The organism is Rehaibacterium terrae, assembly GCF_014202935.1.
Lineage (GTDB): Bacteria > Pseudomonadota > Gammaproteobacteria > Xanthomonadales > Xanthomonadaceae > Rehaibacterium > Rehaibacterium terrae.
In genome coordinates, this window is sequence record NZ_JACHHX010000022.1 from 18,177 (window position 1) to 42,697 (window position 24,521).

Below are 24,521 nucleotides of genomic sequence, written 5' to 3' on the forward strand. Positions count from 1 at the left end.
CCTCCCTGCGGAACTGCCGTGAGCTACCACCGCACCAGCGAACCGGTGAAATTCGAACGCGACTGCGACGCCGTCCTCGTTCCCCAGGGCGAGCGCGTCACCCTGCCTGCCGGCAGCGTCGGCTACATCACCCAGGCGCTCGGTGGCAGCTTCACCGTGTTCGTCGAGGGCAACCTGTTCCGCATCGCCGGCAGCGATGCCGACGCCATCGGCAAGGAGCCGGTGGCGGCGCCGGCGTTGCCCGAGAACGCCTCCGATGCCGACGTCGAGCATCTGGTCTGGCAGCAGCTGCGCACCTGCTTCGACCCGGAGATCCCGATCAACGTCGTGGACCTCGGGCTGGTCTACGAATGCGTGCTGGGGCGGACCGACGACGGCCGCCGCAAGGTCGAGGTCAAGATGACCCTGACCGCGCCCGGTTGCGGCATGGGCGAGATCCTGGTCGATGACGTGCGCAGCAAGCTGGAGCTGATCCCCACCATCGCCGAGGCGGACGTCGAGCTGGTCTTCGATCCGCCCTGGAACCAGAGCATGATGTCCGAAGCCGCGCGCCTGGAAACCGGCATGTTCTGAAGGTCGCGCGGGAAGGAGAGGGCGACGTGAGACGCTGGCTGCTTCCCGTGACATGGCTGCTTTTCTTCACGGCATTCGCCGCCTGTCTGGTGTTCTGGGGCGGCATCGCCCGCGTCCCCGCTTTCGGCGAGCAGGTCGAACGCGCCGCCGCTCGGCACGCCTTCCTCACCGCGACCTACATGGGCGTGGGCAAGCACGTGGTGCCGCTGCTCGGCGAGGAGAGGGCGGCGCAATGGGCGCGTGGGCAGCTGGCTTCGCATTGGGACGAGATCGCGTCCGCGCCGCCGGGGCTGCTGGTCGAGCGGATCATCGTGGCCATGCCGGTCTGGTTGCGCGCCGCGCATCACGGGGCCCCGCTGCTGTTGCTGCTCGGTCTGGTGCTGCATCTGTTCCGGCCCAGGCCGGTGAAGATCATCGGCGGACGTCGCTGAGGCCCCGCGTGCCAACGCGGAATGTTGCAATGCACGACGATCCGCAAACGGCGCACGGTGCAACCATCGCCGGGTAGAGAGGGATTTGCAGCTGCTCGCGCCGCTCCGGTTTGCTGCGACGCACAAAATTTCATTTGCGAATCAGGTGCTTCCCGTCCGCCTTCCCGTTGACGCCGGGGCCGTGACCGGCTAGCGTCGCCACGCTCCGCGCAAATCCTCCGGGATCGGGAGGAGTGGTCCGGGGACGCGCCATGCGCCGGGGTCGGCCCAGATTCACATAACGACAGGGCGGACCACGGGGCAGGGGACAGGGCGCGTCGAGGGAACCCGGAGCGGCATCCGTCGCGGCGCGCGCCGCGAACGGCACGGCAAACACTTTTGGGGACACACATCGACATGCGCAAATCCACCCGCACCCTGCGGCTGCAGTCGCTTGCGGCCGCCACCCTGTTCGCGTTTTCCGCGCTCGGCTTCGCCGGCGACGACGGCGCGAGGATTCATCTGGACGCCCTCGCCGAGGGCATTGCGTACGACCGTTTCATCGTCAAGTTCCGCGACGGAACCCCCGAACACGCCGAAGCCGGCGCACGCGAGCGGGTGCTGGCCGCCGCCGCCCGCGGACAAGGGCTCCAACTCGGCCACCTGCGCCGGTTGGCGATCGGGGCCGACCTGGTCGAGGTCTCCTCGAAGCTGCCGCCGCAGGCCGCCGAGGCCCTGATGCGCGCGCTGGCGCGCAATCCGAACGTCGAATACGTCGAGCCGGACGCGGTCATGCGTCCGCTGCTCACGCCGAACGACACCCGCTATCCCGACCAGTGGCATTACTTCGAGGCCACCGGCGGGGTGAATCTGCCGGCGGCCTGGGACCGCAGCACCGGCAGCGGCGTGGTGGTCGCCGTGCTCGATACCGGCAGCACCGCCCACAGCGACCTGGACGGCAACACGGTCGCCGGTTACGACTTCATCAGCAGTTCGACGACGGCGCGCGACGGCAACGGACGCGATTCCAACCCCCGCGACGAAGGCGACTGGGTCAGCGCCAACGAGTGCGGCTACACCCACCCGGCGCAGAACTCGAGCTGGCACGGCACCCACGTCGCCGGCACCATCGGCGCGGTCACCAACAACGCCAAGGGCGTGGCCGGCGTCGCTTTCGGGGCCAAGATCCAGCACGTGCGCGTGCTCGGTCGCTGCGGCGGCTCGCTGTCCGACATCGCCGACGCGATCGTGTGGGCCTCCGGCGGCAGCGTCAGCGGCGTGCCCGCCAACGCCACGCCGGCCGAGGTGATCAACATGAGTCTGGGCGGCAGCGGCAGCTGCGGCTCGACCTACCAGGCCGCCATCGATTCGGCGGTGAACCGCGGCAGCGTGGTGGTGGTCGCCGCCGGCAACGACAACGTCAACGTGTCCAACGCCCGTCCGGCCAACTGCAACAACGTGATCGCGGTGGCGGCCACCGACCGCAACGGCGCGCGCGCCAGCTTCTCCAACTACGGCAGCCTGATCGACGTCTCGGCGCCGGGCGTGGGCATCTGGTCGACGCTCAATTCGGGCACCACCACGCCGGGCAGCGAGAGCTACGCCGCCTACAACGGCACCTCGATGGCGACGCCGCACGTGGCCGGCATCGTGGCGCTGATGCAAAGCGTGGCGCCCAAGACCCCGGCCCAGGTCGAGCAGATCCTCAAGGACACCGCGCGCCCGCTGCCGGGCGCCTGTTCGGGCGGCTGCGGTGCCGGCATCGTCGATGCCCTGGCCGCGGTCAACGCGGCGATCGGCGGCGGTGGCAACAACCAGCTGCAGAACGGCGTCCCGGTGACCGGATTGGCGGCGAGCACCGGCAACTCGCTGAACTACACGATGCAGGTGCCGGCCGGCGCCACCAATCTGCAGTTCGCGATCAGCGGCGGCACCGGCGATGCCGACCTGTACGTGAAGTACGGCAGCGCACCGACCGACAGCAGCTACGACTGCCGTCCATACAAGTCGGGCAACAACGAGAGCTGCAGCTTCGCCACCCCCGCGGCCGGCACTTGGCATGTCCGGGTCAAGGCCTATTCCAGCTTCTCCGGCGTCAGCCTGACCGGCAGCTTCACCCCGCCGAGCAGCGCGCCGTGCACCGGCTGCACCAAGTACAGCGGCTCGCTCTCCGGCAGCGGCAGCTCGCAGATCCAGCCCGACGGCACCCACTACCAGTCGACCGTCTCCGGCGTCCACGAGGGCTGGCTCAAGGGCCCGGCCGGCAGCGACTTCGATCTGGAGCTGTACCGCTGGAACGGCAGCAGCTGGAGCCGGGTGGCGCGGGCGGCCAGCAGCAGTTCCGACGAGTACCTGAGCTACAGCGGCACCGCCGGTTACTACTACTGGCGGATCGTGTCCTACTCGGGCAGCGGCAGCTACGACTTCTGGCTGAAGCGGCCCTGAGTCCGGGCCGGTCGGTCACGACCCCCAGCGGGTCAGCGGGATACCGGGCGCGTCGGCAGCCGTCATGGGGGGCGCTGCCGATGCGACCCGGCCGGGCCGAAGGAACGGGCAGGCCCGGGTAAGGGACTGCGTCATGACATCCCTCACACCAATCATTCTTGGGGACACACAGTGGAAATGAAGAAGAGCATTCTGGCGTCGGCGGTCGTTCTCGGTCTCGCCATCGGCCCGGCGTTCGCGGCCAATGAGCGGTTCGTGGATGTGATCGTCAGCCTGAAGGACCATGCCGGGCCGGCAGCGGCGGCCAAGAACCATGCCCATGCCGCCGCCGTCGCGCGTGGTCACGGCGTGCAGGCGCGCTTCACCTACGGCACGGTGCTGACCGGCTTCGCGGCCAGCGTGCCCGAGGCGCGGCTGGCCGTGCTGCGCGCCGACCCGCGCGTGGCTTCGGTCGAGATCGACCAGCCGGTCCATCTCGCGGCCCCGCCGTTCGGCGGCGGCGGCGACAGCGCGACCTCGACCCAGACCACGCCCTGGGGCATCAGCCGCATCGGCGCCGACACCAACCCGAACACCGCCGCCGGCATCCGGGTGTATGTCCTCGACACCGGCATCGATCCGACCCACCGCGATCTCAACGTCAAGGGCGGCTATGCCGTCGAGACCTGCAAGGGCCGCTGCCCGGCGCCCTGGCACGACGACCAGGGCCACGGCACCCACGTCGCCGGCACGATCGGCGCGCTGGACAACGACGTCGACGTCGTCGGTGTCGCCCCCGGCGTGGATCTGTACGCGGTCAAGGTGCTGAACAAGAACGGCTCGGGCTCGCGCTCGGGCGTGATCAAGGGCGTGGACTGGGTCGCCGCGGAGGCGCAGAAGTACGGCAAGCCGGTCATTGCCAACATGAGCCTCGGCGGCTCGGGCTCCAAGACCGGCACCTGCACGGCGTCCGGCTTCAGCGGCTCGGACAGCTACCACCAGTCGATCTGCAACGCCACGCGCAGCGGCGTGGTGTTCGCGGTGGCGGCGGGCAACGACGGCGCCGACGCGGCGGGGGCGGTGCCGGCGGCCTACGACGATGCCGTGGTGACCGTCAGCGCGACCAGCAGCAGCGACAACTGGCCGAGCTGGTCCAACTGGGGCGACGATGCGGCGTCGTGGACGGTGAAGCTCTCGGCGCCGGTGGCCATTGCCGCGCCGGGCGTGAGCATTCTCTCCACCAGGACCGGTGGCGGCACCACCACCATGAGCGGGACCTCGATGGCATCGCCGCACGTGGCCGGCGCACTCGCGCTGCTGCTCAAGTCCAGTCCGCAGAGCGCCAACTACAGCGCCTTTGCGAACCTGCGCGCGATGCTGCTGAGCACGGCCGAATCGACGGTCGGCTTCAGCAACACCAGCGGCAAGCCGCACGACGAGGACTTCCTCGACGTCCGCGGTTACTGAGGTTGGCGCAAGTCGATTCCGGCCGCAGCAACGGGGCCCGGCGACGGGCCCCGTTCTTCTCCCTCACCGACTGCAGTGTCGCCAATGGGCGCGCCGGGCTGTGGCCTCAGCAGCCGCGCGACCGGAACCAGACGCTGGGCCGCCGCTCGCGGCCGTGGGCGGGAATCCAGCCGCCCGCCAGCGCCACGCCCTCGCCCGCCTGGCAATGCGGGGTGAGGATCTGGATCCGCCACCACGGCGCACCGGCGATTTGGCGTGCCTCCAGCACGCGCACGTCGCGCTGCGTGCCCGCGAAGCCACGGCAGTCGCCGGCAGCCGGCAGCTTGCGTGGCCGTGGTCTGCCCGCCAGGCTGGCAAAGGGCGTTTGAATTTCCTGTTTGAATTTTTTTTCCATACTTGAAGTGCGCCTGCTGTGCCGCAGGAGGTTTTTCCCAGGAGGTGTCACATGAGAGGTTTGCGACATACCTTCAAGGAAATGTTTGTTGTGAGTAGCGTCGTCGCGATGCTGGCATTCGGTGTCAGTCAAGACGCTTCGGCCAGCCAGGGCGCTCCGGCCCGTGCCAATGGCTCGCATACCCAGCTAGAGTCGCCCCAGCGTAGCGAGCCGCTTCCAAAACGACCTGCTGGCAAAAAGGTTGCTGTAGGTAGTCCGGCCGCCGAGCCCACCCTGAGCACGGACGTGGAGCGCCTCGAGCTGGGCCCGCTGGAGACCCAGACCCTGCGGGTGCGTATCCAGAACCTGAACGAGCCCGCCACCCTCAAGATAGAGGGGGAACGGGTGGTCCTCATGACCCCGCCCGAGGAAAGGATGGACCCACCCCGGGAGGAAGAGGAGCCCACCCCGGAGGCCCACCCCGACAAGATCATCGTCCTGATTGACCCGGCCCAGCTGGAGTCCAGAGCTCGCGGCATTGACAAGAAGGACATCCGGCGCGGGATCGTTTCGATAACCCCTCTGCAGAGGACTGACGGCTCCACTTCCGCGCTGGAGCCCCTGGATCTGGCGGTAACGGTTGCCGCAGGGAGCGACGTGCCGGAGGGCGACTACGTCCTGCGCTTCATCCTGGCGTCGTCGCCAAACGGCGACAGTGCGCCACGCAAGCCCGGGACGGGAAAGGAAATCAAGATTCCGGCAAAGGTTAGAGCGCACCCCTGATCAAGGAGTGTCTGAACAAGCCCATCCTGGGCTTGCCAGCCCACGCCGCGTCCGGCGCATGTCCGGACGCGGCTTTGGCGAATCAAGCACTTGCGTGCTTGATTCGCGAGCCGGTCATCCAAGGCCGGTGGGACCTCTGAATTGATCAGGGGTTCCATAAGGGTGAGGTCGAGGAGCGGCTGCTCTGCATCGTGCGCATGACGGTGCCCGGTGGCGTACTGCTGCGAAACGACAGGTGCGGACCCGCATGCAGGGGGATGTGGGAGGGGTGGTGCGAACAACGATTGCCTGATGGCACCCAAAAGCTCCGCGTAGCGCACGCCAGCGGCTGACCGCAGGCCGGAGTTCCCTCACACTGTGCCGACTGCAACCCCGACCACGAGGCCCTCATGTCCGACTACCGATCGCTCCGCATCGACCGCCCTGCCCCGCATATGGCCGAACTGGTGCTCATCGGCCCCGGCAAAGGCAATGCCATGGGGCCGGACCTGTGGCGCGAACTGCCGGATGCGGTGGCCACGCTCAATGCCGATGCCGAACTGCGCTGCCTGATCCTGCGCGGCGATGGCGGTCACTTCAGTTATGGCCTCGATCTGCCCGGCATGGGTGCCGAGATCGGCAGCGTGCTGGAGGACGGTGCCGCCGGACGCGCTGCGATCATCCAGCTGGCGCGGCGGATGGTGTCCGGCTTCGATGCACTGGCCCAGGGAAGGCTGCCTGTGGTCGCGGCCATCGAGGGCTGGTGCATCGGCGCCGGCGTCGAGCTGATTGCCGCCTGCGACATCCGCCTGGCTGCGCGCAGCGCGCGCTTTGCCCTGCGCGAGGTCAAGGTGGGCATGGTGCCCGACCTGGGCGGCTGCACCCGCCTGCCGCATCTGGTCGGCGAAGGCTGGGCGCGCGAACTGGCCCTGACCGGCGACGAGATCGATGCCGAGACGGCGGTGCGCATTGGTCTGATCAACCATCTGTGTGAGGATGCCGAGGCACTGCGCAGCCAGGCCTTGGCGCTGGCCTCGCGTATCGCCGTGAATCCACCCCTGGTGGTGGCCGGCATCAAGCAGGTGATGAACGCGCGCCTCGCGGCCGGCGTGGATCGCGGTAACCGCGAGGCCGCCACCCTGAACGGCCTGCTGATGCAGTCGGAGGATTTCGCCGAGGCCATGCGCGCCTTCATGGAAAAGCGCACGCCGGTCTTCCGCGGCCGCTGAACTCCGGGAACCTTGAAAACCACCCTCCTGGCGGCGGGTGGTTTTCGAGTCGAGCAGCCCACGCATGTCCGGACTCGCCTTCGCCGATCAGGCAGTTGTGTGCCCGGTCGCGAGCAAGCCATCCCTGGCTTGCGGACACCTCGAAGTTTTCGAGAGAGCCGCAGCAGCAGGTCGCGCACCGCCTGCACATGCCCGAGACGATCTGCCAGCCGCGTGAGCGAGGACGAAAACTCTACGACGCGATGCCGAAACCCCGCGCATGCACGTCCGGTGCGAGCCGCAACCGGCGAGCACGTCGCCGACGCCTGCCCGCCAACGCCCCGAAAGGGGCGTTCAAACTCCGATACGCCCGCTTACGACTTGTCGGACGAGCAGGTGCGGATACCGAAAATGGGATAGATCGGACAGAACTTGGTTACCCCGGTGAGCAGAGGAACGATGCCGATCCAGGCCCAGGCCGGTCCTCCCAGCGCGGCAGCCCACACGATCAGGGCCGAGCCCAGGGTGATACGCAAGATGCGGTCGATACCGCCAACGTTTGCCTTCATGCCAGCTCTCCTCGGTTGCCTGCCGCGCGACTACCGCGTGGCATGGTTGAAACGCTGGGCCAGCATACCGCGACATGCCGGTGACTGACTTCCTCGATCGCCCCAAGCGGCGCGCCGACAGGTCAGCTGCGCCAGGCGCTGCCGGCATGGCAGACGGTGTACAGCGAGCACTGCATGGTGGGCCGGCACGGCCACCGCAGCCCGGCGCAGGTGGGTGCGTCGGGATCACCGCGGCCTGATGCAGCGCATGGCGGTCGTGAATGACGCCCTCAGGCGTGTCCGGGAAACCGGGGGCGGTTCAGGCGTGAGCAGGCTGATCAGGCCGGCAGCAGGACGGCGGCGAGCAGCGCACCCGGACGCATAATGCTACTCGGCCGCCTCGAAACGGTTGGCGGCGACGTTCTTGCGCACCTTGCGCGGATCCCAGACGCGGCCGTTCATGGCGATGTACACGCCGGGTGGCAGCGACTGCACCGCGCCGACGGCGGTGCCGATGTTGAACTCGGCGTCCGAGCCGCGGAAGCGCGCCGGGTTGAGGGCGCCGGTGAGCACGATGGTCTTGTCCGGGATCTCGGCCAGCACGCGGGCGGTGTCCACCATGGTGTCGGTGCCGTGCGTCACCAGTACGTGTTTCGCCGGCTGGGCGGCGATGGTCTGCTTGATGAGCTGGCGGTCGGCCTCGCTGATGTGCAGCGAGTCCTTGCGCAGGATCGGGATCACCGTGAAGCGGAAAGCGACGCCAAGCTCCTCCAGGATGCGGCCGATCTGCGGCTCGCCGACCTGGTAATCGGACTTGTCGTCGAAATAGATCTTGTCGATCGTGCCGCCGGTGGTGACGATGCAGAGCTGATCCATGGCAGTGGGCGGGAGTCGGGGCGGGCGGATTATACGGCCGGCGTCAGGCCGGGTTGCGGCCCAACAGCCTGTCGAGGACAACCTGTCGGCCGAGCCAAGGGGGCTCGCATTGCGACTTGAAACGCACAGGCTGTGCGTTCTTCAACGGGCTGCGAAGCGGGCGCGCAGCCCGTCCCAGCTGGCGCCGCCGATGATCAGCAGGCTGAGGGCGACTTCGGTCAGCGCCAGATGGCGGACGGTCGGCTCGGTCCAGGCCTCCATCACGCCATGGCTGAACCAGAACAATGCGCCCAGGCTGGCCCAGAACGCCGCCTTGCGATGGCGCAGCGCAGCCAGTGCGAGGGCGGGCAGGCCCGGCGCCAGCATCACCGCGAGCACGAAGCCGGCCGGCAAGGTGCGTGCCGGTGCCAGCCAGCCATACCAGGCGAGCAGCAGCAGGAGGTTGGCGAGCAGCGCGAGCAGTGCGAGGCGGCGTGCGTTCATGCGCCGCCCTCCAGGCGGCGCGCGGTTTCGGCGAGGCGGCGGCCGAGCGCGCGCGCGAGGTGTTTTTCATCGTCGCTGAGCGGCAGGTCATCGTCGGCGCCGGCGACGTGGCTGGCGCCGTAAGGCGTGCCGCCGCTGCGGGTGGTGTTGAGCGGCGCCTCGGTGAAGGGGATGCCCACCAGCAGCATGCCGTGGTGCAGCAACGGGATCATCATCGACAGCAGGGTGGATTCCTGCCCCCCGTGCATGGTCGCGGTGGAGGTGAACACCGCCGCCGGCTTGCCGACCAGCACACCCGAGGCCCACTCGGCGCCGAGGGTGTCGATGAAGTGCTTGAGCGGCGCAGCCATGTTGCCGAACCGGGTCGGGCTGCCGAGCGCCAGGCCGGCGCACTCGGCCAGGTCGCGCTTCTCTACGTAGGGTGCGCCGTCCTCTGGCACCGGCGGCGCAGCGGTGGTGGTCACCGGCGCCACCGGCGGCACCGTGCGCAGGCGTGCCTGCATGCCGGGCACTTCCTCGACGCCGCGGGCGATGTGCCGCGCCAGCTGCGCCACCGAACCGCCGCGGCTGTAGTACAGGATCAGGATCTCGCTCATCGCCTAAAGGGTACGGGGACGGTGGCGGGCCGCCAACCGTCCGCCGCCGACAGCCTGTGAAACCCGGGCGAGAGATGCAAAGCACGGCACCCGAAGCACTACATCCAGAGCACGCACGGATCCGTGCGTGCTTTGGACTTGGCTTCAGGCTTTGGCTCTGGTGCCGGCTCCACGTGCAGCCGTCCACGCTCCTTCGCTCCAGCCCGCCCCGGACTGCTAGGCTTGTGCGATGCCGATCCGCGAGCAGGTCATCGACTGGTGGGGGCGCCAGAGCCGGGAGCGTTGGCGCGCGTTCGCGCGCTTCCTCTGGCAGCGCTTCCTCGACGACCGCTGCTTCGAGACCGCCGGCGCGCTCGCCTACACCACGGTGTTCGCATTGGTGCCGCTGACCGCGGTGGCCTTCGGCGTGCTCTCCGTGTCCCCGGTGTTCGAGCAGTGGACCGGGCAGCTCGGCGATTTCGTGTTCACCCACTTCGTGCCGGAGGCGGCACGCGCGGTCGAGGATTACCTGCTGCGTTTCGCCGAGGGTGCGAGCCGGCTGACGCTGGCCGGTGTGCTGGCGCTGATCGTCTCGGCGGCGCTGGTGCTGGCCGGCATCGAGAGCACCTTCAACCGCATCTGGCGCGTGGAGACGGCGCGGCCGCCGCTGACCCGCCTGCTGGTCTACTGGGCGGCGCTGACGCTGGGCGTGCTGCTGGCCGTGGCCGGGCTGGCCTTCACCTCCTATCTCTACGCCGGCTCGCTGGGTGCGGCGGCGGTGCCGCAGCCCGTCGACCGCCTGCTGCGGGCGGTGCCGGTCGGCATCGAGCTGGTCGTGTTCACCCTCGCCTACATGGTGATTCCCAACCGCACCGTCGCCTTCCGGCACGGGTTGGCCGGCGGCGCGCTGGCGACTGCGCTGTTCGAGGCGGCCAAGTACGCCTTCGCGCTGTACCTGCGCAGCGTGCCTTCCTACCAGGTGCTGTACGGTGCGCTGGCGGCGATCCCGATCTTCCTGCTCTGGGTCTACCTGAGCTGGGTGGTGGTGCTGCTGGGCGCCTCCTTCGCCGCCTCGCTCTCGGCCTTCCGCTTCCAGCCGGTGGCGATGCGGCTGCCGGCCGGCTACGAACTGTTCGGGCTGCTGCGTCTGCTCGGGCGCTTCCGCCAGGCGCACCGCCGCGGCGCGGTGCTGGACAGCGACACCCTGCACCGGCTGGAGCCGAGCCTGACCGACGATCTGATGCAGCGTATGCTGGGCGATCTGGCGCGTGCCGGCATCGTCCGGCGTGCCGAAGGCGGCGGCTGGCTGCTGGCGCGCGATCTCGACCAGGTGCCGCTGGCCGAGCTGTACGAAACTGCCCGGCTGCGGATCCCGGTGGCCGAGGCGCGCCTGCCCTGCCGCGACGATCCGCTGGGCTGCGCCGCCGCCGCGGCGCTGGACGAACTGCGGCTGCCGCTGCGGGCTGAACTCAAGCGCCCGGTCGGCAGTCTGTTGAGAGACATCGAGGACGATCACCCATGACGCAGCGACCTGCCTCCGCCCTTTTCATGCTCCTGCTGCTGGGCGGTTGTGCCGACCGCGCGGCCGACGATGCGACCGCCGCGCCGGTGGCCGAAGCCGCGGTCGCCGGAACCGAAGCGGGAGCGGGGCCGGCCTTGGCGATCGATACCCTGGATCACGGCCGCTTCGATCTCGCCGGGCACCGCGGCCAGTGGGTGGTGGTCAATTTCTGGGCGACCTGGTGCGCACCCTGCCTGAAGGAGATCCCGGACCTGTCCGCCTTTCACGACAGCCGCGAGGACGTGACGGTGATCGGCCTGGCCTACGAGGAGATCGAGCCGGACGACATGCGTGCCTTCCTGCGCAAGGTGCCGGCCAGCTATCCGATCGCCATCGTCGATGTCTACGACCCGCCGGCGGCCTTCGACACGCCGCGCGGGTTGCCGATGACCTATCTGATCGCGCCGGACGGCACGGTGGCCAGGCAGTTCCTCGGGCCGGTCACGTCCGCGGAGCTGGCCGAGGCCATTGCCGCCCATCCGGTGCGCGGCTGAGGGAGGACGAGCCATGCAGGCAGTGCGCTTCTATGTCACCGGGCGGGTGCAGGGTGTGTTTTTCCGCGCCTCGACCCGCGAGCAGGCCGAGCGTCTGGGCCTGAAGGGGTATGCGCGCAACCTGCCCGACGGGCGGGTGGAGGTGCTGGCCGTCGGTGACGACGGCGCCATCGCCGCCCTCGAGCGCTGGCTGTGGAAAGGGCCCGAGCGCGCCCATGTGGAGGACGTCGCCCGCGAGCCGGCCGAGGCCGAGGTGACCGAGGGCTTCCGCACCGCCTGAGGGCCGGAATGCGTTTGCGGTGAGCCGTGGCGAGGCTGCGCCGAGGTGCGCCACGCCGGGACGCCGGCCGGCTGACATGCCGCCTGCGCCGGTCCGCCACCGGCAGCCGCATGCTGCGGGTCGATGCGCAGACGGCACCCCGTCGCAGGTGCACCGCCGGCCATGGTCGGGGTGGCCACAGCGGTGGAACCCGAGTTCGCACCACAGCACTGGGCGCCGGGCAGCATGGTCAGCCGCGGGCGTCTGCAATCTGGCCAGAAGGTGGTCTGGCCTGCGCCGCTGGTGATGGCAAAGGTGAGCGCGCCACCTCAGCCGTCATACACATGGATGAGGGGCGTGCGATCCGCGGCACGCGGCGCTGGACTCCGTCGCCCGGAGCCAGCCCGGGTCATGCCCGCTGTGCGTTCGCTGCGCGTGGCCCCACCCCATTGGGAACGGCCGTGATCGAATGCGGTTTCCGGGGCCCGGCCTCAATACCGCGACCGGATCGGCTTCACCGGGCCGGTGAAGCGCTCGCGCGCCGGCTTGCCCGCGAGCGGCGGCAGCGTCACCGGCGACTCGGGCAGGCGCAGGTCGGGCAGGTGGTCGAGCAGGTGGCGAATCAGGGTCAGCCGGCCGCGCCGCTGGTCGTTGAAGTCGACCACGTACCACGGTGCATGACGGGTATGGGTGGCCTCGAACATCGCATCACGCGCCTGGCCATACTCGCGGTACTTTTCGCGCGCTGCGAGGTCGACCGGCGAGAGCTTCCAGCGCTTGAGCGGGTCGGCGGCGCGCTCGGCGAAGCGCGCCTCCTGCTGGGCCTGGTCCACGGCCAGCCAGTACTTGAACAGCAGGATGCCGTCCTCGACCAGCATCTTCTCGAATACCGGGGCCTGCTTCAGGAAGCGCGTGTACTCGCTCTCGCTGCAGAAGCCCATGACCCGCTCCACGCCGGCGCGGTTGTACCAGCTGCGATCGAACAGCGCGATCTCGCCGGCGGCGGGCAGATGCCCGACATAGCGCTGGAAGTACCATTGACCGCGCTCGCGCTCGGTCGGCTTGGCCAGTGCGACCACATGCACCTGGCGTGGATTGAGCGTGGCGGTGATGGCGTTGATGGTGCCGCCCTTGCCGGCGGTGTCGCGGCCCTCCAGCAGCACGACCAGCCGCTTGCCGGTGTGCTGCAGCCAGCGGGCGAGCTGATTGAGTTCGAGCTGCAGCGGTTCGAGGTGGGCTTCGTAGTCCTTCTTCTTCATCGCGCGGCTCCTCCGGGACGGTCAGCGCTCGCGCAGCCGCGGGCGCAGGCCGGCGAGATTGCAGGGGCGGGTGCGGGCGTCGAGCTGGGCGCGGATCAGTTTTTCCCAGCCGGTGCGGCAGGCCGAGGTCGAGCCGGGCAGGCAGAACACGAAGGTGCCGTTGGCGACGCCGGCGAAGGCGCGCGACTGCAGTGCGCTGGTGCCGATTTCGTCGACACTGATCGCGCGGAACAGTTCGCCGAAGCCGGGCATCGGCTTGTCCAGCAGCGGCAGCAGCGCCTCGGGCGTGGAGTCGCGGCCGGTGAAGCCGGTGCCGCCGGTGACCAGTACGCCGTCCACGCCCTCGTCGGCGATCCATTTCGAAACCAGCGCACGCAATCGGTAGATGTCGTCGGGCAGCAGCGCGCGCTCGACCAGCCGGTGGCCGGCCTCGCCCAGCGCGGCCACGAGGTAGTCGCCGGAGCTGTCGTTGTCCGCGGTACGGGTGTCGGAGACGGTCAGCACGCACAGGTTGAGCGGGATGAAGTCGGTGGTAGCGCTCATGAGGGGTGTCCTGTGCGGCTCAGGCCGCTTCGGTGAGCAGTTTGAGTTCGTCGGCCTGGTGCTCGACGGTGAGGCGGTCGATCAGTTCGTCGAGGTCGCCTTCCATCACCTCCGGCAGACGGTAGAGCGTGAGCCCTTCGACACGGTGGTCGGTGATGCGGCCCTGGGGAAAGTTGTAGGTGCGGATACGCTGGCTGCGGTCGCCGCTGCCGACCTGCAGGCGGCGCGAGGCGGCCTGGGCGGCGGTCTGCTTCGCCCGCTCCTCGTCGAGCAGTCGCGCCTTGAGCAGCGACAGGGCGCGGGCGCGGTTCTTGTGCTGGCTGCGCTCGTCCTGGCACTCGACCACGATGCCGGTCGGCAGGTGGGTGATGCGGATCGCCGAGTCGGTCTTGTTGACGTGCTGGCCGCCGGCGCCGGAGGCGCGGAAGGTGTCGATCTTGAGGTCGGCGTCACGGATCTCGATCTCGTCGATCTCGTCGAGCTCGGGCAGGATCGCCACCGTCGCCGCCGAGGTGTGGATGCGGCCCTGCGACTCGGTGGCCGGCACGCGCTGCACGCGGTGGGTGCCGGACTCGAACTTCAGCCGCGAGTAGGCGCCACGGCCCTCGATGCGGGCGATGATCTCCTTGTAGCCGCCGTGCTCGCCCTCGCTGGCCGAGAGCACTTCGACCTGCCAGCGCCGGCGTTCGGCATAGCGCGCGTACATGCGGAACAGGTCGCCGGCGAAGATCGCCGCCTCGTCGCCGCCGGTGCCGGCGCGGATTTCGAGAAACAGGTTGGCCTCGTCACGCGGGTCTTTCGGGATCAGCAGCAGGCCGAGTTCGCGTTCGAGCCTGTCCAGCCGTTCGCGGGCGACGGGGATTTCTTCCTCGGCCAGTTCGCGCATTTCCGGGTCGCGCAGCATGGCCTCGGCAGCGGCGAGGTCGCGCTGGGCCTGGTCGTAGGCCGTCAGCGCTTCGGCGAGCGGCTCGAGCTGGGCGTACTCGCGCGAGAGGTCGCGGTAGCGCTTGCCGTCGGCGAGGACGTCCGGCTCGGCCAACAGCCGCCCGACCTCCTCGCGGCGTTCGGCGAGGGCGTCAAGCTTGCGGCGGAGATTGGGCGTCATCGGGCGGGGTCGCGTCCTGGGTGTCGAACAGCCGCTCGGCGGCACGCAACAGGTCCAGGTCGCCGGACAGGGCGGCCTGGCGCAGCGCGCTGGTGGGTGCGTGCAGCAGCTTGTTGGTCAGCGTATGGGCGAGGAAATCCAGTACCGCATTCGGGTCGCGGCCCTGGGCGAGCTGCTGGCGGGCCTTGTCCAGCACCTCGGCGCGGACGAGTTCGCCGCGGGCACGCAGCTTCTTGAGCGTGTCCTGGCGGGCGGCGCCCTGCCACCAGGCCATGAAGTGCTCGACCTGCAGTTCGATGATGGCCTCGGCTTCGTCGGCGGCCTCGCGGCGCGAACGGCGGTTTTCCTCGATGACCTGTTCGAGGTCGTCGACGGTGTACAGGTAGACATCGCCGAGTTCGGCCACCGCCGGCTCGATGTCGCGCGGCACGGCCAGGTCGAGCATGAACATCGGCCGGTGCCTGCGCGCGGCCAGTGCCTGTTCGACCTGGGGCCGGTGCAGGACCGGTTCGCGGCTGGCGGTGGCCGAGATCACGATGTCGGCCTCGGCCAGGTGCTGCGGGAGGTCGCTGAGCGGCAGGGCGTAGCCGCCGAAGCGGCTGGCCAGCGCCTGGGCGTGCTCGAGGGTGCGGTTGGCGACCAGCAGCCGCCTGGCTTTGGCATCGACCAGATGGCGCGCGGCCAGCTCGATGGTGTCGCCGGCGCCGATCAGCATCACCGTGGCCTGGTCGAGTTCGGAGAACACCTGCTGGGCGAGACGCACGGCGGCGAAGGCCACCGACACCGGTGCGGCGCCGATGCGGGTGTCGGTGCGCACCCGCTTGGCCACCGAGAAGCAGTGCTGGAACAGCCGGTCGAGGGGCGTCTTGAGGGCGCCGGCCGCGCGCGCGGCCAGCCAGGCGTCCTTGACCTGGCCGAGGATCTGCGGTTCGCCGAGCACCAGCGAGTCAAGTCCGGTGGCGACGCGGAACAGATGACGCACGGCCTCGGCGTCGACGTGCCGGTACAGGTAGGTTTCCAGTGCGTCGCGGCCGAGGGCGTGATGGTCGGCCAGCCATTGCAGCGCGCGCGACTCGGCGCCGTCCTCGACGCTGGCGTAGAGCTCGGTGCGGTTGCAGGTGGACAGCAGCGCGGCCTCCTGCACGCCCGGCACCGACAGCAGCGAACGCAGCGCGTCCGGCATGGCGTCCGGCGCGAAGGCCACCCGCTCGCGCAGCGCGAGGGGGGCGGTCTGATGGTTGAGGCCGAGGCTGATCAGCGCCATGCGCGCAGGAAGGGATGCGGTAAGCTTCCCGAAGTGATGACTGTCCGGCACGGATTCTAGCCGGTGGCGCCCCCGGAGCCATGACTTTGCGCAAATTCAAGCGTTTGCTGCCGCTGTTCGCGGCCAGCCTGCTGACCTGCCTTGCGGTATCCGCCCAGCCGCCGGCCAAGGCCGATCCCGGGGTCGTGCTGGAGGGGGTTCTCGCCGGCGAGTTCGCACTGCAGGCCGGGCGTCTGTCGGAGGCGGCCGAGCGCTATCTCGTCGCGGCCACCGCGACCGGGGACGTGGCAGTGGCCGAGCGGGCCACCCAGGTGGCGCTGCTCGCCAACCGCGCCGAGCTGGCCGCGGCGGCGCTGGAGCGCTGGTTGGCGCTCGACCCGCAGTCGCAGGGTGCGCTGGCGGCCCGCGCCACCCTGGCATTGCGGCAGGGGCAGGCCGACCAGGCTTTCGAGGCGCTCAGGGGGCTCTACCGTCACCCGGGCGACGATGGCTGGCGGCGCGCCATGCAGGCGCTGGTCGCCGCCGGCGCCGCCGACACCGCGCACGGCGTGATGACCCGCCTGCTCGAAGCCGATGCTCTGCCCGACGAGCTGCAGGCCTGGCTGTCCTTCGGCGGTCTGGCGCAGCAGCTGGGCCACCGCGAGCTGTCGCTGCGGGTGGTCGAGCGGGTGGTGGCGCGCTTCCCGGACGAGCCGCGCGCCTGGCTGCTCAAGGCCGGCCAGCTTCGTCAGGCCGGCGACGACGAGGGGGCGCGGGCGGCGATCGGCCGCATCCTGCAGCACGCCGGCGAGGACACCGCGCTGCGGCTGGCCGCGGCCGGTGAGTTCGATCGCCTCGGCGACCCGCGCGCGGCCGCCGAGGCGCTGGCCCGCGGGCCGCAGGACGACCAGCTGTACGCTGCCCGCGCGGCCTACCTCGCGCGCGCCGGCGACAAGGAAGGGTTGGCTGCCCTGTATGCGGAGATCCAGGCGGCGGGCACGGAACGCCCCGATCCACTGCGGCGTCTGCTGCTCGGTCAGCTGGCCGAACATCTGGAGCGTCGCGACGAGGCCCTGCGCTGGTATCGCAGTGTGCCGGCCGGTCCGGCGCGCGGCCAGGCGCGGTTGCGGATCGCGCTGGTGCTGGAGTCGGCCGGCGACATCGACGGCGCCGTGCGCCAGCTGCGCGAGCTGCAGGTGTCCGAGGACGAGGACGGCGAACTGGTGCGCGACAGCTACCTGCTGGAGGCCGAGCTGCACACCCGCCGCGGCGAGTACCACGAGGCGCTGGCCGTCTATGGGCGCGGGCTGGCCATCTTCGAGGACGATCCGCGCCTGCTCTACGGCCGCGCACTCACCCACGAACGGCTCGACGACATCGCCGCCGCAGAGGCGGACCTGCGCGCCATCCTCGAATTCGACCCGGACAACACCGAAACGCTGAACGCCCTCGGCTACACCTTGGCCGACCGCACCGACCGCCATGAGGAGGCGCTGGGCTACATCGAGCGCGCCTATGCGGCCGATCCCGACAATCCGGCCATCATCGACAGCCTGGGCTGGGTGCTGTACCGGCTCGGCCGGGTCGAGGAGGCGCTGCGCCACCTGCGCCGCGCCTTCGAGATGATGCAGGACGCCGAAATCGCCGCCCATCTCGGCGAGGTGCTGTGGGTGACCGGCGAACACGAGGCCGCCCGCGCGATCTGGGAGCAGGGCAGGGCACTGGATCCGGACAACCGCGCCTTGCGCGAGACGCTGGAGCGCTTTCTGCCGTGATCCGCGCGTTCGCGACGCTCGCTCTGGCGGCGGCGCTGGTCGCTTGCGCTCCGACGCCGGCGCGGCGCGCGCCCGACGCCGCCCTGCTGGCCGCCCAGGCGGCCCGCGAGGCGACGCTGGCCGGGATGCCGGCCTGGGCGCTGACCGGCCGCATCGCCGTGTCCGACGGCCGCGACGGCGGCAGCGGGCGGATCGACTGGTTCCAGGATGGCGACGATTTCGACATCCGCCTGAGCGCGCCGGTGTCGCGGCAGAGCTGGCGGCTGCTGCGCCGGGGCGGCGTGGTGCGGCTGGAGGGCCTGGACGGCGGTCCGCGCGAGGGCGACGACCCGCAGCGGCTGCTGTGGGAGGCGACCGGCTGGCTGATCCCGGTCGAGGCCCTGGCCGCCTGGGTGCGTGGCGCGCGCGCGCCCGGTGCGGCGGCGCTGGAATTCGGGCCCGAGGGCTTGCCGGCCCTGCTGCTGCAGCACGACTGGCGGGTCGAATACCGGCTCTGGGATGCCGCCGCCGCGCCGCCGCGCCCGTTGCGTGTGTTCGCCAGCCGCGGCGATGCACGGGTGCGGCTGACCGTCGACCGCTGGGACTGGCCGGCCCCGGATGTCTCCGCCCGGCCATGAGCGGAGCCTGCGACATGGGCTGGAGCGACTGGCCGGCGCCGGCCAAGCTCAACCTGTTTCTGCGCATCACCGGCCGCCGCGACGATGGCTATCACCTGCTGCAGACGGTGTTCCGGCTGCTGGACTGGGGCGACACGGTGCGCCTGCGGGTGCGTGCCGACGGACGGATCCGCCGTCTGGCCGGACTGGCCGGCATCAGCGAGGATGCCGATCTGGCCGTGCGCGCCGCCCGCGCCCTGCAGGCGGCCAGCGGCACCACGCTCGGCGCCGACATCGAAGTGGTCAAGCGCATTCCCGCCGGTGGCGGCTTCGGCGGCGGCTCCTCGGATGCGGCCACGACGCTGCGCGCGCTGGATTGGCTGTGGGGCACGGCGCTGGGTCCGGACCGGCTGGCCGGCATCGGCCTGGCGCTGGGCGCCGATGTGCCGGTGTTCGTCCGTGGCGAGAACGCCTGGGCCGAAGGGGTGGGCGAGCGCCTGACCCCGATCGCGTTGCCGCCCGCCTGGTACCTGATCGTCGACCCGGGCGTGACGGTGCCGACCCGCGAGCTGTTCCAAGCGCCTGATTTGACGCGGGATGCGCCGCCGGCGACAATAACTGACTTTGTTTCCGGAGCCGAGCTCGGCAATGCCTTCGAGGCGGTGCTGCGTCGGCGCGAGCCGGCCGTGGATGCCGCGCTGTCGGCGCTTTCGCGCTTCGGCGCGGCGCGCCTGACCGGCACCGGCGCGGGCTGCTTCGTGGCCTTCGGGTCGCGGGCGCAGGCCGAAGCCGCGCTGGCGGCGCTGCCGGCGGGTCTGCGCGCCTGGCTAGCGGCCGGCGTGGAGCGCTCGCCGCTGCTCGACGCGCTGGCCGCGCGGCGCGCTCCGGAGGGTTACGCAGGGGCGTCGCCAAGCGGTTAAGGCACCGGGTTTTGATCCCGGCATGCGTAGGTTCGAATCCTACCGCCCCTGCCATCGGCGCACGGAACTCATCGACGGCAACCGGCCCTGCGGGGCGCGACAGGTGGATACAGTGAAAAACGACGGGCTGCTCGTCTTCACCGGCAACGCCAACCGCCCGCTGGCGCAGGCGGTCTGTCGCGAGCTCGGCATCCGCCTGGGCAAGGCCCTGGTCAGCCGTTTCTCCGACGGCGAGACCCAGGTCGAGATCGAGGAGAACGTGCGTCGGCAGGAAGTGTTCGTGATCCAGCCGACCTGCGCCCCGACCGCCGAGAACTTCATGGAGCTGCTGGTGCTGATCGACGCGCTCAAGCGCGCCAGCGTGGCCTCGGTGACCGCGGTGGTGCCGTACTTCGGTTACGCCCGCCAGGATCGCCGCCCACGCTCGGCGCGGGTGCCGATCACGGCCAAGGTGGCGGCCAAGATGTTCAGCGCGGTCGGCACCGACCGCGTGCTCACCGTCGACCTGCACGCGGACCAGATCCAGGGCTTCTTCGACATCCCGGTCGACAACGTCTACGCCTCGCCCCTGCTGCTGGCCGACATCTGGCGCAACCAGGACACCGGCAACCTGATCGTGGTCAGCCCCGATGTCGGCGGCGTGGTGCGCGCCCGGGCGATCGCCAAGCGGCTGGACGACGCCGAGCTGGCGATCATCGACAAGCGCCGGCCCAAGGCCAACGTCGCCACGGTGATGAACATCATCGGCGACGTTGCCGGCAAGACCTGCGTGCTGGTGGACGACATCGTCGACACCGCCGGCACGCTCTGCGCCGCGGCGGCAGCACTGAAGGAGAACGGTGCATGCAAGGTCGTCGCCTACTGCACCCACCCGGTGCTGTCGGGCGCGGCGATCAGCAACCTGACCAATTCGCAGCTCGACGAGCTGGTGGTGACCGACACCATCCCGCTGTCGGAGGCGGCCCGCGCCTGCGGCCGCATCCGCCAGCTCAGCGTCGCCGAGCTGCTGGCAGAGACGATCCGCCGGATCGCCTTCGGCGAGTCGGTGAGTTCGCTCTACGTGGATTGACCGGCGGGCGGAGTTCCGTCCGCCGGCAAGCACTCCCCTGGTCGCGGGGGAGCCCCGGCCGCAAGGCCACTTCAACGAAGGTAGAAACTCATGTCCGAACACAAGATCACCGCCACCGCCCGTGGCGACGAGGGGAAAGGTGCGAGCCGCCGCCTGCGTCGCGCGGGTTATGTGCCGGCCGTCGTCTACGGCGGGCACGCCGAGCCGCAGAGCATCCAGCTCGAGCACAACGCGCTGTGGCATATCAGCCAGAACGAATGGTTCTACTCGGCCATCCTCGACCTGGACGTCGACGGCAAGGTCCAGAAGGTGCTGCTGCGCGACATGCAGCGTCATCCGTACAAGGCGCAGATCATGCACCTGGACTTCATGCGCGTGAGCGAGAACGAGACCCTGCGCGTGAAGGTGCCGCTGCACTTCCTCAACCAGGAGAAGTCGCCGGCCGGCAAGGCGGCGGGCGTGGTCATCACCCACGAGCTCAACGAGATCGAGGTCAGCTGCCTGCCGAAGGACCTGCCGGAGTTCATCGAGCTCGACCTGTCCGACCTTCAGGTCGGCGATATCGTCCACCTGTCGCAGGTCAAGCTGCCGGCCGGCGTGACGATCCCTGAGCTCAAGCTCGGCAAGGAGCACGACGTGGCGGTGGTGGTCGCCAAGCATGCCCGCGTCGAGGCCGAGCCGGCCGCCGAGGGCGAGGTGTCGGCCGAGGTGCCGGCCACCAAGCAGCAGGCACCCGAGAAGAAGTAAGCCGAACCGCTCCCGGCCGCATCTGGCGGCCGGGACGGCTTCGCCGCGATGGCTGGATTGCGCCTCATCGTCGGGCTGGGCAACCCCGGCCCCGAATACGCCCGAACCCGGCACAACGCCGGGTTCTGGTTTCTGGACGCCCTGGCCGGGCAGGCCGGGGTGCGCTTCGGGCTGGATGCCAAGCTGCATGGCGAAAGCGGCAAGGCCGACATCGGCCGGCGGACGGTCTGGCTGCTCAAGCCGGCCACCTTCATGAACCGCAGCGGCCAGTCGGTCGCCGCCGCGCTGCGCTACTTCAAGATCGCTCCCGACGAGTGCCTGGTCGTCCACGACGAACTGGACCTGCCCGCCGGCGCGGCGCGGCTGAAGTTCGACGGTGGCCACGGCGGCCAGAACGGCCTGCGCGACATCATCCAGCACCTCGGCCACGGCAAGTTCCATCGGCTGCGCATCGGCATCGGCCATCCCGGCCACAAGGACAAGGTCACCCCCTGGGTGCTGGGGCGCCCGGGCAAGGACGACGAGGCCGCGATGCTGCGTGCCGTGGACGATGCCCTGGCGGTGCTGCCGCTGGCGGTGGCCGGTGACTTCAACGAGGCGATGAAGCGGCTGCATACCGCCGCCGGAGCCGGGGACCGGGGACCCGGGACCCGGGGCGGCTGAGTCTGGCGGTGCGACATGTCGTGTCGTGGTCTGCGGTCCTTCGCCATGCATCCCGCCATGAACCTGCACATGCTTTTGCCCGGGCCCCCGGTCCCGGGTCCCCGGTCCCGAAATCACGAACCCCGGAGCCCCTGATGGGAATCAAATGCGGCATCGTCGGACTCCCCAACGTGGGCAAGTCCACCCTGTTCAACGCCCTCACCAAGGCCGGCATCGCCGCGGCCAACTTCCCGTTCTGCACCATCGACCCGAACGTGGGCGTGGTGCCGGTGCCCGATCCGCGGCTGGGCCAGCTGGCCGAGATCGTCAAGCCGCAGAAGGTGATCCCGACCTCGGTCGAGTTCGTCGACATCGCCGGGCTGGTCGCCGGCGCCAGCAGGGGGGAGGGGCTGGGCAACAAGTTCCTGGCGCATATCCGCGAGGTCGACGCCATCGCCCACGTGGTGCGTTGCTTCGAGCACGCCGACATCGTGCACGTGTCCGGCCGGGTCGATCCGATCGCCGACATCGAGACCATCGACACCGAACTGGCCCTGGCCGACCTGGAGTCGGTGGAAAAAGCCTGGCAACGCGCCGAGAAGGCCGCCAAGGCCGGCGACAAGGAAGCCATCGCCCGCAAGGAGGTGCTGGCCCGTCTGCGTGAGGGGCTGGACCAGGGGCGGCCGGCCCGCGCACTGGGCCTGTCGGCGGAGGACAAGGCGCTGGTCCGCGACCTGTTCCTGCTCACCCTCAAGCCGGTCATGTATGTCGCCAACGTCCGTGAGGACGGCTTCGAGAACAACCCGCACTTGGATCGCGTCCGCGAGCGGGCGGCGGGCGAGGGCGCCGAGGTGGTGCCGGTGTGCGCCGCCATCGAGGAGGAGATGAGTCAGCTCGACGACGCCGACCGCGACGAGTTCCTGAAGGACCTGGGCCTCGACGAGCCGGGCCTGAACCGGGTGATCCGCGCCGCCTATGCCCTGCTGGGCCTGCAGACCTACTTCACCGCCGGCGTGAAGGAGGTCCGCGCCTGGACGGTGAAGAAGGGCGCCACCGCCCCGCAGGCGGCCGGCGTCATCCACAGTGACTTCGAGAAGGGCTTCATCCGCGCCGAGACCATCTCGTTCGAGGACTTCATCAGGTACCGCGGCGAGGCCGGGGCGAGGGAGGCCGGCCGCCTGCGCCTGGAGGGCAAGGACTACCTGGTCCAGGAGGGCGACGTGCTGCACTTCCGTTTCAACGTCTGAGGCCTGGACATGGACGGCATGCTCCGTGAATCCGGGGGCGGCTGGCGCGCGCGGCTGGCGGTGTGGGTGGATTCTCCGCCGGTGCAGCGGCTGGTGATCGCCCTGATCGTCCTCAACGCGATCACCCTCGGGCTGGAGACCTCGCCGGCGGTGGTGGCCGTCGCCGGCGGCTGGCTGCACGCCTTCGACCGCCTGGCGCTGTCCGTGTTCGTGGTCGAGCTGGGCCTGAAGCTGGTCGCCCGCGGTGGTGCTTTCTTCCGCAACCCCTGGAACGTGTTCGACCTGGTGGTGGTGGGCATCGCGCTGGTGCCCAGCGCCGGCCCGTTCGCCGTGCTGCGCGCCCTGCGCGTGCTGCGCGTGCTGCGGCTGGCCTCGATGATGCCGCAGCTACGCTTCGTGGTGGAGGCGCTGCTGCACGCCATTCCGGGCATCGCCGCGATCGCCGGCCTGCTCGGACTGCTCTACTACGTGTTCGGCGTGATCGCCACCAGCCTGTTCGGCGGCAGTTTCCCGGACTGGTTCGGCAGCCTGGGGGCTTCGCTGTACACGCTGTTCCAGGTGATGACGCTGGAGAGCTGGTCGATGGGCATCGCCCGGCCGGTCATGGAGGCCTATCCCTGGGCCTGGCTGTTCTTCGTGCCGTTCATCCTGGTCGCCACCTTCACCATGCTCAACCTGTTCATCGCGGTGATCGTCAACACCATGCAGACCCTGCAGGAGAGCCAGCAGGTCCGCACCGTGGAGGCGGTCAGGACCGTGACCCAGGAGGAGGCGGCTGCCCTGGAAGACGAAATCCGGGCGCTGCGGCGCGAGGTTTCCGAGCTGCGCGAGTGGCTGCGGCGGGGCGATTGAGCCTGGCCGGCCGCGCAGGGACGTTCCCGCTGCTACCAGCCGTTGACGTCGGCCCGCTACTCGGACAAAATAAGCGGCTCTTTTCCGGAGGGATACCCAAGCGGCCAACGGGGGCAGACTGTAAATCTGCTGGCTTACGCCTTCGGTGGTTCGAATCCACCTCCCTCCACCAGATGCACGCCTCCCGGCGCGGGAGTAGTTCAATGGTAGAACCTCAGCCTTCCAAGCTGATGGTGCGGGTTCGATTCCCGTCTCCCGCTCCATTGGGCCTTCTTCCATGCGGGGCGAACAATTCGGCGCTCACGTAGCTCAGTCGGTAGAGCACTTCCTTGGTAAGGAAGAGGTCGCTGGTTCGATTCCAGTCGTGAGCACCACCTCCCATCCCATCCACTCCAAATCACCGGACGTTTTTCGCCATGGCCAAGGGTAAATTCGAGCGCACCAAGCCGCACGTGAACGTGGGCACGATCGGTCACGTCGACCACGGCAAGACCACGCTGACTGCCGCGC

The 24,521-nt window shown here is 69.8% G+C and carries 26 protein-coding genes, 4 tRNA genes and 1 pseudogene; 22 read left to right on the top strand and 9 right to left on the bottom strand.

Annotated elements, in window-relative coordinates:
- The first annotated feature begins 18 nt into the window (after positions 1 to 18).
- The 4 genes and pseudogenes from sufT (at position 19) to HNQ58_RS12265 (ending at position 4,874) form a co-directional block, all read left to right on the top strand.
- On the top strand, positions 19 to 573 hold the full coding sequence (sufT, locus tag HNQ58_RS12250) for a putative Fe-S cluster assembly protein SufT (protein ID WP_183949218.1): 555 nt from the start codon (positions 19 to 21) through the stop codon (positions 571 to 573).
- A 26-nt stretch (positions 574 to 599) separates the two neighbouring features.
- A complete protein-coding gene (locus HNQ58_RS12255) occupies positions 600 to 1,004 on the top strand; it encodes a hypothetical protein (RefSeq protein ID WP_183949219.1) in 405 nt (134 codons plus the stop codon).
- 396 nt (positions 1,005 to 1,400) lie between these two features.
- Positions 1,401 to 3,098, top strand: a pseudogene (locus tag HNQ58_RS12260) (S8 family peptidase); the annotation flags it as partial.
- Between the two features lie 507 nt (positions 3,099 to 3,605).
- Positions 3,606 to 4,874 (top strand): S8 family serine peptidase, encoded by a 1,269-nt coding sequence (locus HNQ58_RS12265; RefSeq protein WP_183949221.1) that lies wholly within the window; start codon positions 3,606 to 3,608, stop codon positions 4,872 to 4,874.
- A gap of 106 nt (positions 4,875 to 4,980) precedes the next feature.
- Here the strand turns inward: HNQ58_RS12265 and HNQ58_RS12270 are convergent, their stop codons facing one another.
- Positions 4,981 to 5,400 carry a hypothetical protein gene (locus HNQ58_RS12270; RefSeq protein ID WP_183949222.1) on the bottom strand — a complete coding sequence of 140 codons (420 nt, stop codon included), beginning with the start codon at positions 5,398 to 5,400 and terminating at the stop codon, positions 4,981 to 4,983.
- Positions 5,401 to 5,553: 153 nt separating this feature from the next.
- Between HNQ58_RS12270 and HNQ58_RS12275 the strand changes: the two genes are divergently transcribed.
- Positions 5,554 to 6,030, top strand: coding sequence for a hypothetical protein (locus HNQ58_RS12275; RefSeq protein WP_183949223.1), 477 nt, complete (start codon positions 5,554 to 5,556; stop codon positions 6,028 to 6,030).
- A gap of 389 nt (positions 6,031 to 6,419) precedes the next feature.
- Positions 6,420 to 7,238 (top strand): enoyl-CoA hydratase-related protein, encoded by an 819-nt coding sequence (locus tag HNQ58_RS12280; protein ID WP_183949224.1) that lies wholly within the window; start codon positions 6,420 to 6,422, stop codon positions 7,236 to 7,238.
- A 353-nt stretch (positions 7,239 to 7,591) separates the two neighbouring features.
- Here HNQ58_RS12280 and HNQ58_RS12285 read toward each other — a convergent pair whose 3' ends face one another.
- The 4 genes from HNQ58_RS12285 to wrbA all read right to left on the bottom strand — a co-directional run bounded on the left by HNQ58_RS12285 (position 7,592) and on the right by wrbA (position 9,720).
- The gene (locus tag HNQ58_RS12285) at positions 7,592 to 7,786 is read right to left on the bottom strand and encodes a YgaP family membrane protein (protein WP_183949225.1); all 195 of its coding nucleotides are present in this window, start codon (positions 7,784 to 7,786) and stop codon (positions 7,592 to 7,594) included.
- 366 nt (positions 7,787 to 8,152) lie between these two features.
- Positions 8,153 to 8,641: an asparaginase domain-containing protein gene (locus tag HNQ58_RS12290; RefSeq protein ID WP_183949226.1), complete on the bottom strand. Its 489-nt coding sequence runs from the start codon at positions 8,639 to 8,641 to the stop codon at positions 8,153 to 8,155.
- A gap of 141 nt (positions 8,642 to 8,782) precedes the next feature.
- Complete coding sequence (locus HNQ58_RS12295) at positions 8,783 to 9,124, bottom strand: DUF2069 domain-containing protein (protein ID WP_183949227.1); 342 nt, start codon at positions 9,122 to 9,124, stop codon at positions 8,783 to 8,785.
- Positions 9,121 to 9,720, bottom strand: coding sequence for an NAD(P)H:quinone oxidoreductase (gene wrbA / locus HNQ58_RS12300; RefSeq protein ID WP_183949228.1), 600 nt, complete (start codon positions 9,718 to 9,720; stop codon positions 9,121 to 9,123). Before wrbA ends, HNQ58_RS12295 begins: the two co-directional genes overlap by 4 nt.
- A gap of 229 nt (positions 9,721 to 9,949) precedes the next feature.
- Here wrbA and HNQ58_RS12305 point away from each other — a divergent pair, with 229 nt between their 5' ends.
- The 3 genes from HNQ58_RS12305 to HNQ58_RS12315 are packed head-to-tail and all read left to right on the top strand — an operon-like array spanning position 9,950 to position 12,034.
- The gene (locus HNQ58_RS12305; protein ID WP_183949229.1) at positions 9,950 to 11,221 is read left to right on the top strand and encodes a YihY family inner membrane protein; all 1,272 of its coding nucleotides are present in this window, start codon (positions 9,950 to 9,952) and stop codon (positions 11,219 to 11,221) included.
- A gap of 26 nt (positions 11,222 to 11,247) precedes the next feature.
- Entirely contained in the window at positions 11,248 to 11,754 is a 507-nt protein-coding gene (locus HNQ58_RS12310; protein WP_246417333.1) for a TlpA family protein disulfide reductase, read from the top strand.
- Between the two features lie 13 nt (positions 11,755 to 11,767).
- Positions 11,768 to 12,034 carry an acylphosphatase gene (locus tag HNQ58_RS12315; RefSeq protein WP_183949231.1) on the top strand — a complete coding sequence of 89 codons (267 nt, stop codon included), beginning with the start codon at positions 11,768 to 11,770 and terminating at the stop codon, positions 12,032 to 12,034.
- A gap of 470 nt (positions 12,035 to 12,504) precedes the next feature.
- Here the strand turns inward: HNQ58_RS12315 and ppk2 are convergent, their stop codons facing one another.
- Genes ppk2 through hemA form a run of 4 tightly spaced genes read right to left on the bottom strand, consistent with a single transcriptional unit; the run spans position 12,505 to position 16,184 of the window.
- Positions 12,505 to 13,272, bottom strand: a complete 768-nt coding sequence (gene ppk2 / locus HNQ58_RS12320; protein WP_183949232.1) for a polyphosphate kinase 2 — start codon at positions 13,270 to 13,272, stop codon at positions 12,505 to 12,507.
- Between the two features lie 21 nt (positions 13,273 to 13,293).
- Entirely contained in the window at positions 13,294 to 13,815 is a 522-nt protein-coding gene (gene moaB / locus HNQ58_RS12325) for a molybdenum cofactor biosynthesis protein B (RefSeq protein WP_183949233.1), read from the bottom strand.
- A gap of 19 nt (positions 13,816 to 13,834) precedes the next feature.
- The gene (gene prfA / locus HNQ58_RS12330) at positions 13,835 to 14,920 is read right to left on the bottom strand and encodes a peptide chain release factor 1 (protein ID WP_183949234.1); all 1,086 of its coding nucleotides are present in this window, start codon (positions 14,918 to 14,920) and stop codon (positions 13,835 to 13,837) included.
- Complete coding sequence (gene hemA / locus HNQ58_RS12335) at positions 14,892 to 16,184, bottom strand: glutamyl-tRNA reductase (RefSeq protein ID WP_183949235.1); 1,293 nt, start codon at positions 16,182 to 16,184, stop codon at positions 14,892 to 14,894. Before hemA ends, prfA begins: the two co-directional genes overlap by 29 nt.
- 80 nt (positions 16,185 to 16,264) lie before the next feature.
- On the opposite strand from hemA, the gene HNQ58_RS12340 reads away from it, so the two are divergent.
- The 13 genes from HNQ58_RS12340 to HNQ58_RS12400 form a co-directional block, all read left to right on the top strand.
- Positions 16,265 to 17,938 carry a tetratricopeptide repeat protein gene (locus tag HNQ58_RS12340; protein WP_183949236.1) on the top strand — a complete coding sequence of 558 codons (1,674 nt, stop codon included), beginning with the start codon at positions 16,265 to 16,267 and terminating at the stop codon, positions 17,936 to 17,938.
- A complete protein-coding gene (gene lolB, locus HNQ58_RS12345) occupies positions 17,935 to 18,555 on the top strand; it encodes a lipoprotein insertase outer membrane protein LolB (RefSeq protein WP_343057307.1) in 621 nt (206 codons plus the stop codon). The genes HNQ58_RS12340 and lolB overlap by 4 nt, the downstream gene beginning before the upstream one ends.
- Positions 18,552 to 19,454 carry a 4-(cytidine 5'-diphospho)-2-C-methyl-D-erythritol kinase gene (gene ispE, locus HNQ58_RS12350; protein ID WP_183949237.1) on the top strand — a complete coding sequence of 301 codons (903 nt, stop codon included), beginning with the start codon at positions 18,552 to 18,554 and terminating at the stop codon, positions 19,452 to 19,454. The genes lolB and ispE overlap by 4 nt, the downstream gene beginning before the upstream one ends.
- Positions 19,433 to 19,508 (top strand) — tRNA-Gln (locus tag HNQ58_RS12355). The genes ispE and HNQ58_RS12355 overlap by 22 nt, the downstream gene beginning before the upstream one ends.
- On the top strand, positions 19,477 to 20,523 hold the full coding sequence (locus tag HNQ58_RS12360) for a ribose-phosphate diphosphokinase (protein ID WP_183949238.1): 1,047 nt from the start codon (positions 19,477 to 19,479) through the stop codon (positions 20,521 to 20,523). Before HNQ58_RS12355 ends, HNQ58_RS12360 begins: the two co-directional genes overlap by 32 nt.
- 90 nt (positions 20,524 to 20,613) lie before the next feature.
- Positions 20,614 to 21,270 carry a 50S ribosomal protein L25/general stress protein Ctc gene (locus HNQ58_RS12365; protein WP_183949239.1) on the top strand — a complete coding sequence of 219 codons (657 nt, stop codon included), beginning with the start codon at positions 20,614 to 20,616 and terminating at the stop codon, positions 21,268 to 21,270.
- 48 nt (positions 21,271 to 21,318) lie between these two features.
- Positions 21,319 to 21,933 carry an aminoacyl-tRNA hydrolase gene (gene pth / locus HNQ58_RS12370; protein ID WP_183949240.1) on the top strand — a complete coding sequence of 205 codons (615 nt, stop codon included), beginning with the start codon at positions 21,319 to 21,321 and terminating at the stop codon, positions 21,931 to 21,933.
- A 134-nt stretch (positions 21,934 to 22,067) separates the two neighbouring features.
- Positions 22,068 to 23,159, top strand: a complete 1,092-nt coding sequence (gene ychF, locus HNQ58_RS12375; RefSeq protein ID WP_183949241.1) for a redox-regulated ATPase YchF — start codon at positions 22,068 to 22,070, stop codon at positions 23,157 to 23,159.
- Between the two features lie 9 nt (positions 23,160 to 23,168).
- A complete protein-coding gene (locus HNQ58_RS12380; protein WP_221301292.1) occupies positions 23,169 to 24,011 on the top strand; it encodes an ion transporter in 843 nt (280 codons plus the stop codon).
- A gap of 86 nt (positions 24,012 to 24,097) precedes the next feature.
- Positions 24,098 to 24,183 (top strand) — tRNA-Tyr (locus HNQ58_RS12385).
- 17 nt (positions 24,184 to 24,200) lie between these two features.
- Positions 24,201 to 24,274 (top strand) — tRNA-Gly (locus HNQ58_RS12390).
- A 35-nt stretch (positions 24,275 to 24,309) separates the two neighbouring features.
- Positions 24,310 to 24,385: transfer RNA gene (locus HNQ58_RS12395), tRNA-Thr, on the top strand.
- Between the two features lie 42 nt (positions 24,386 to 24,427).
- The coding region (locus HNQ58_RS12400; RefSeq protein ID WP_005434227.1) for a GTP-binding protein at positions 24,428 to 24,521 on the top strand (94 nt) is incomplete at its 3' end.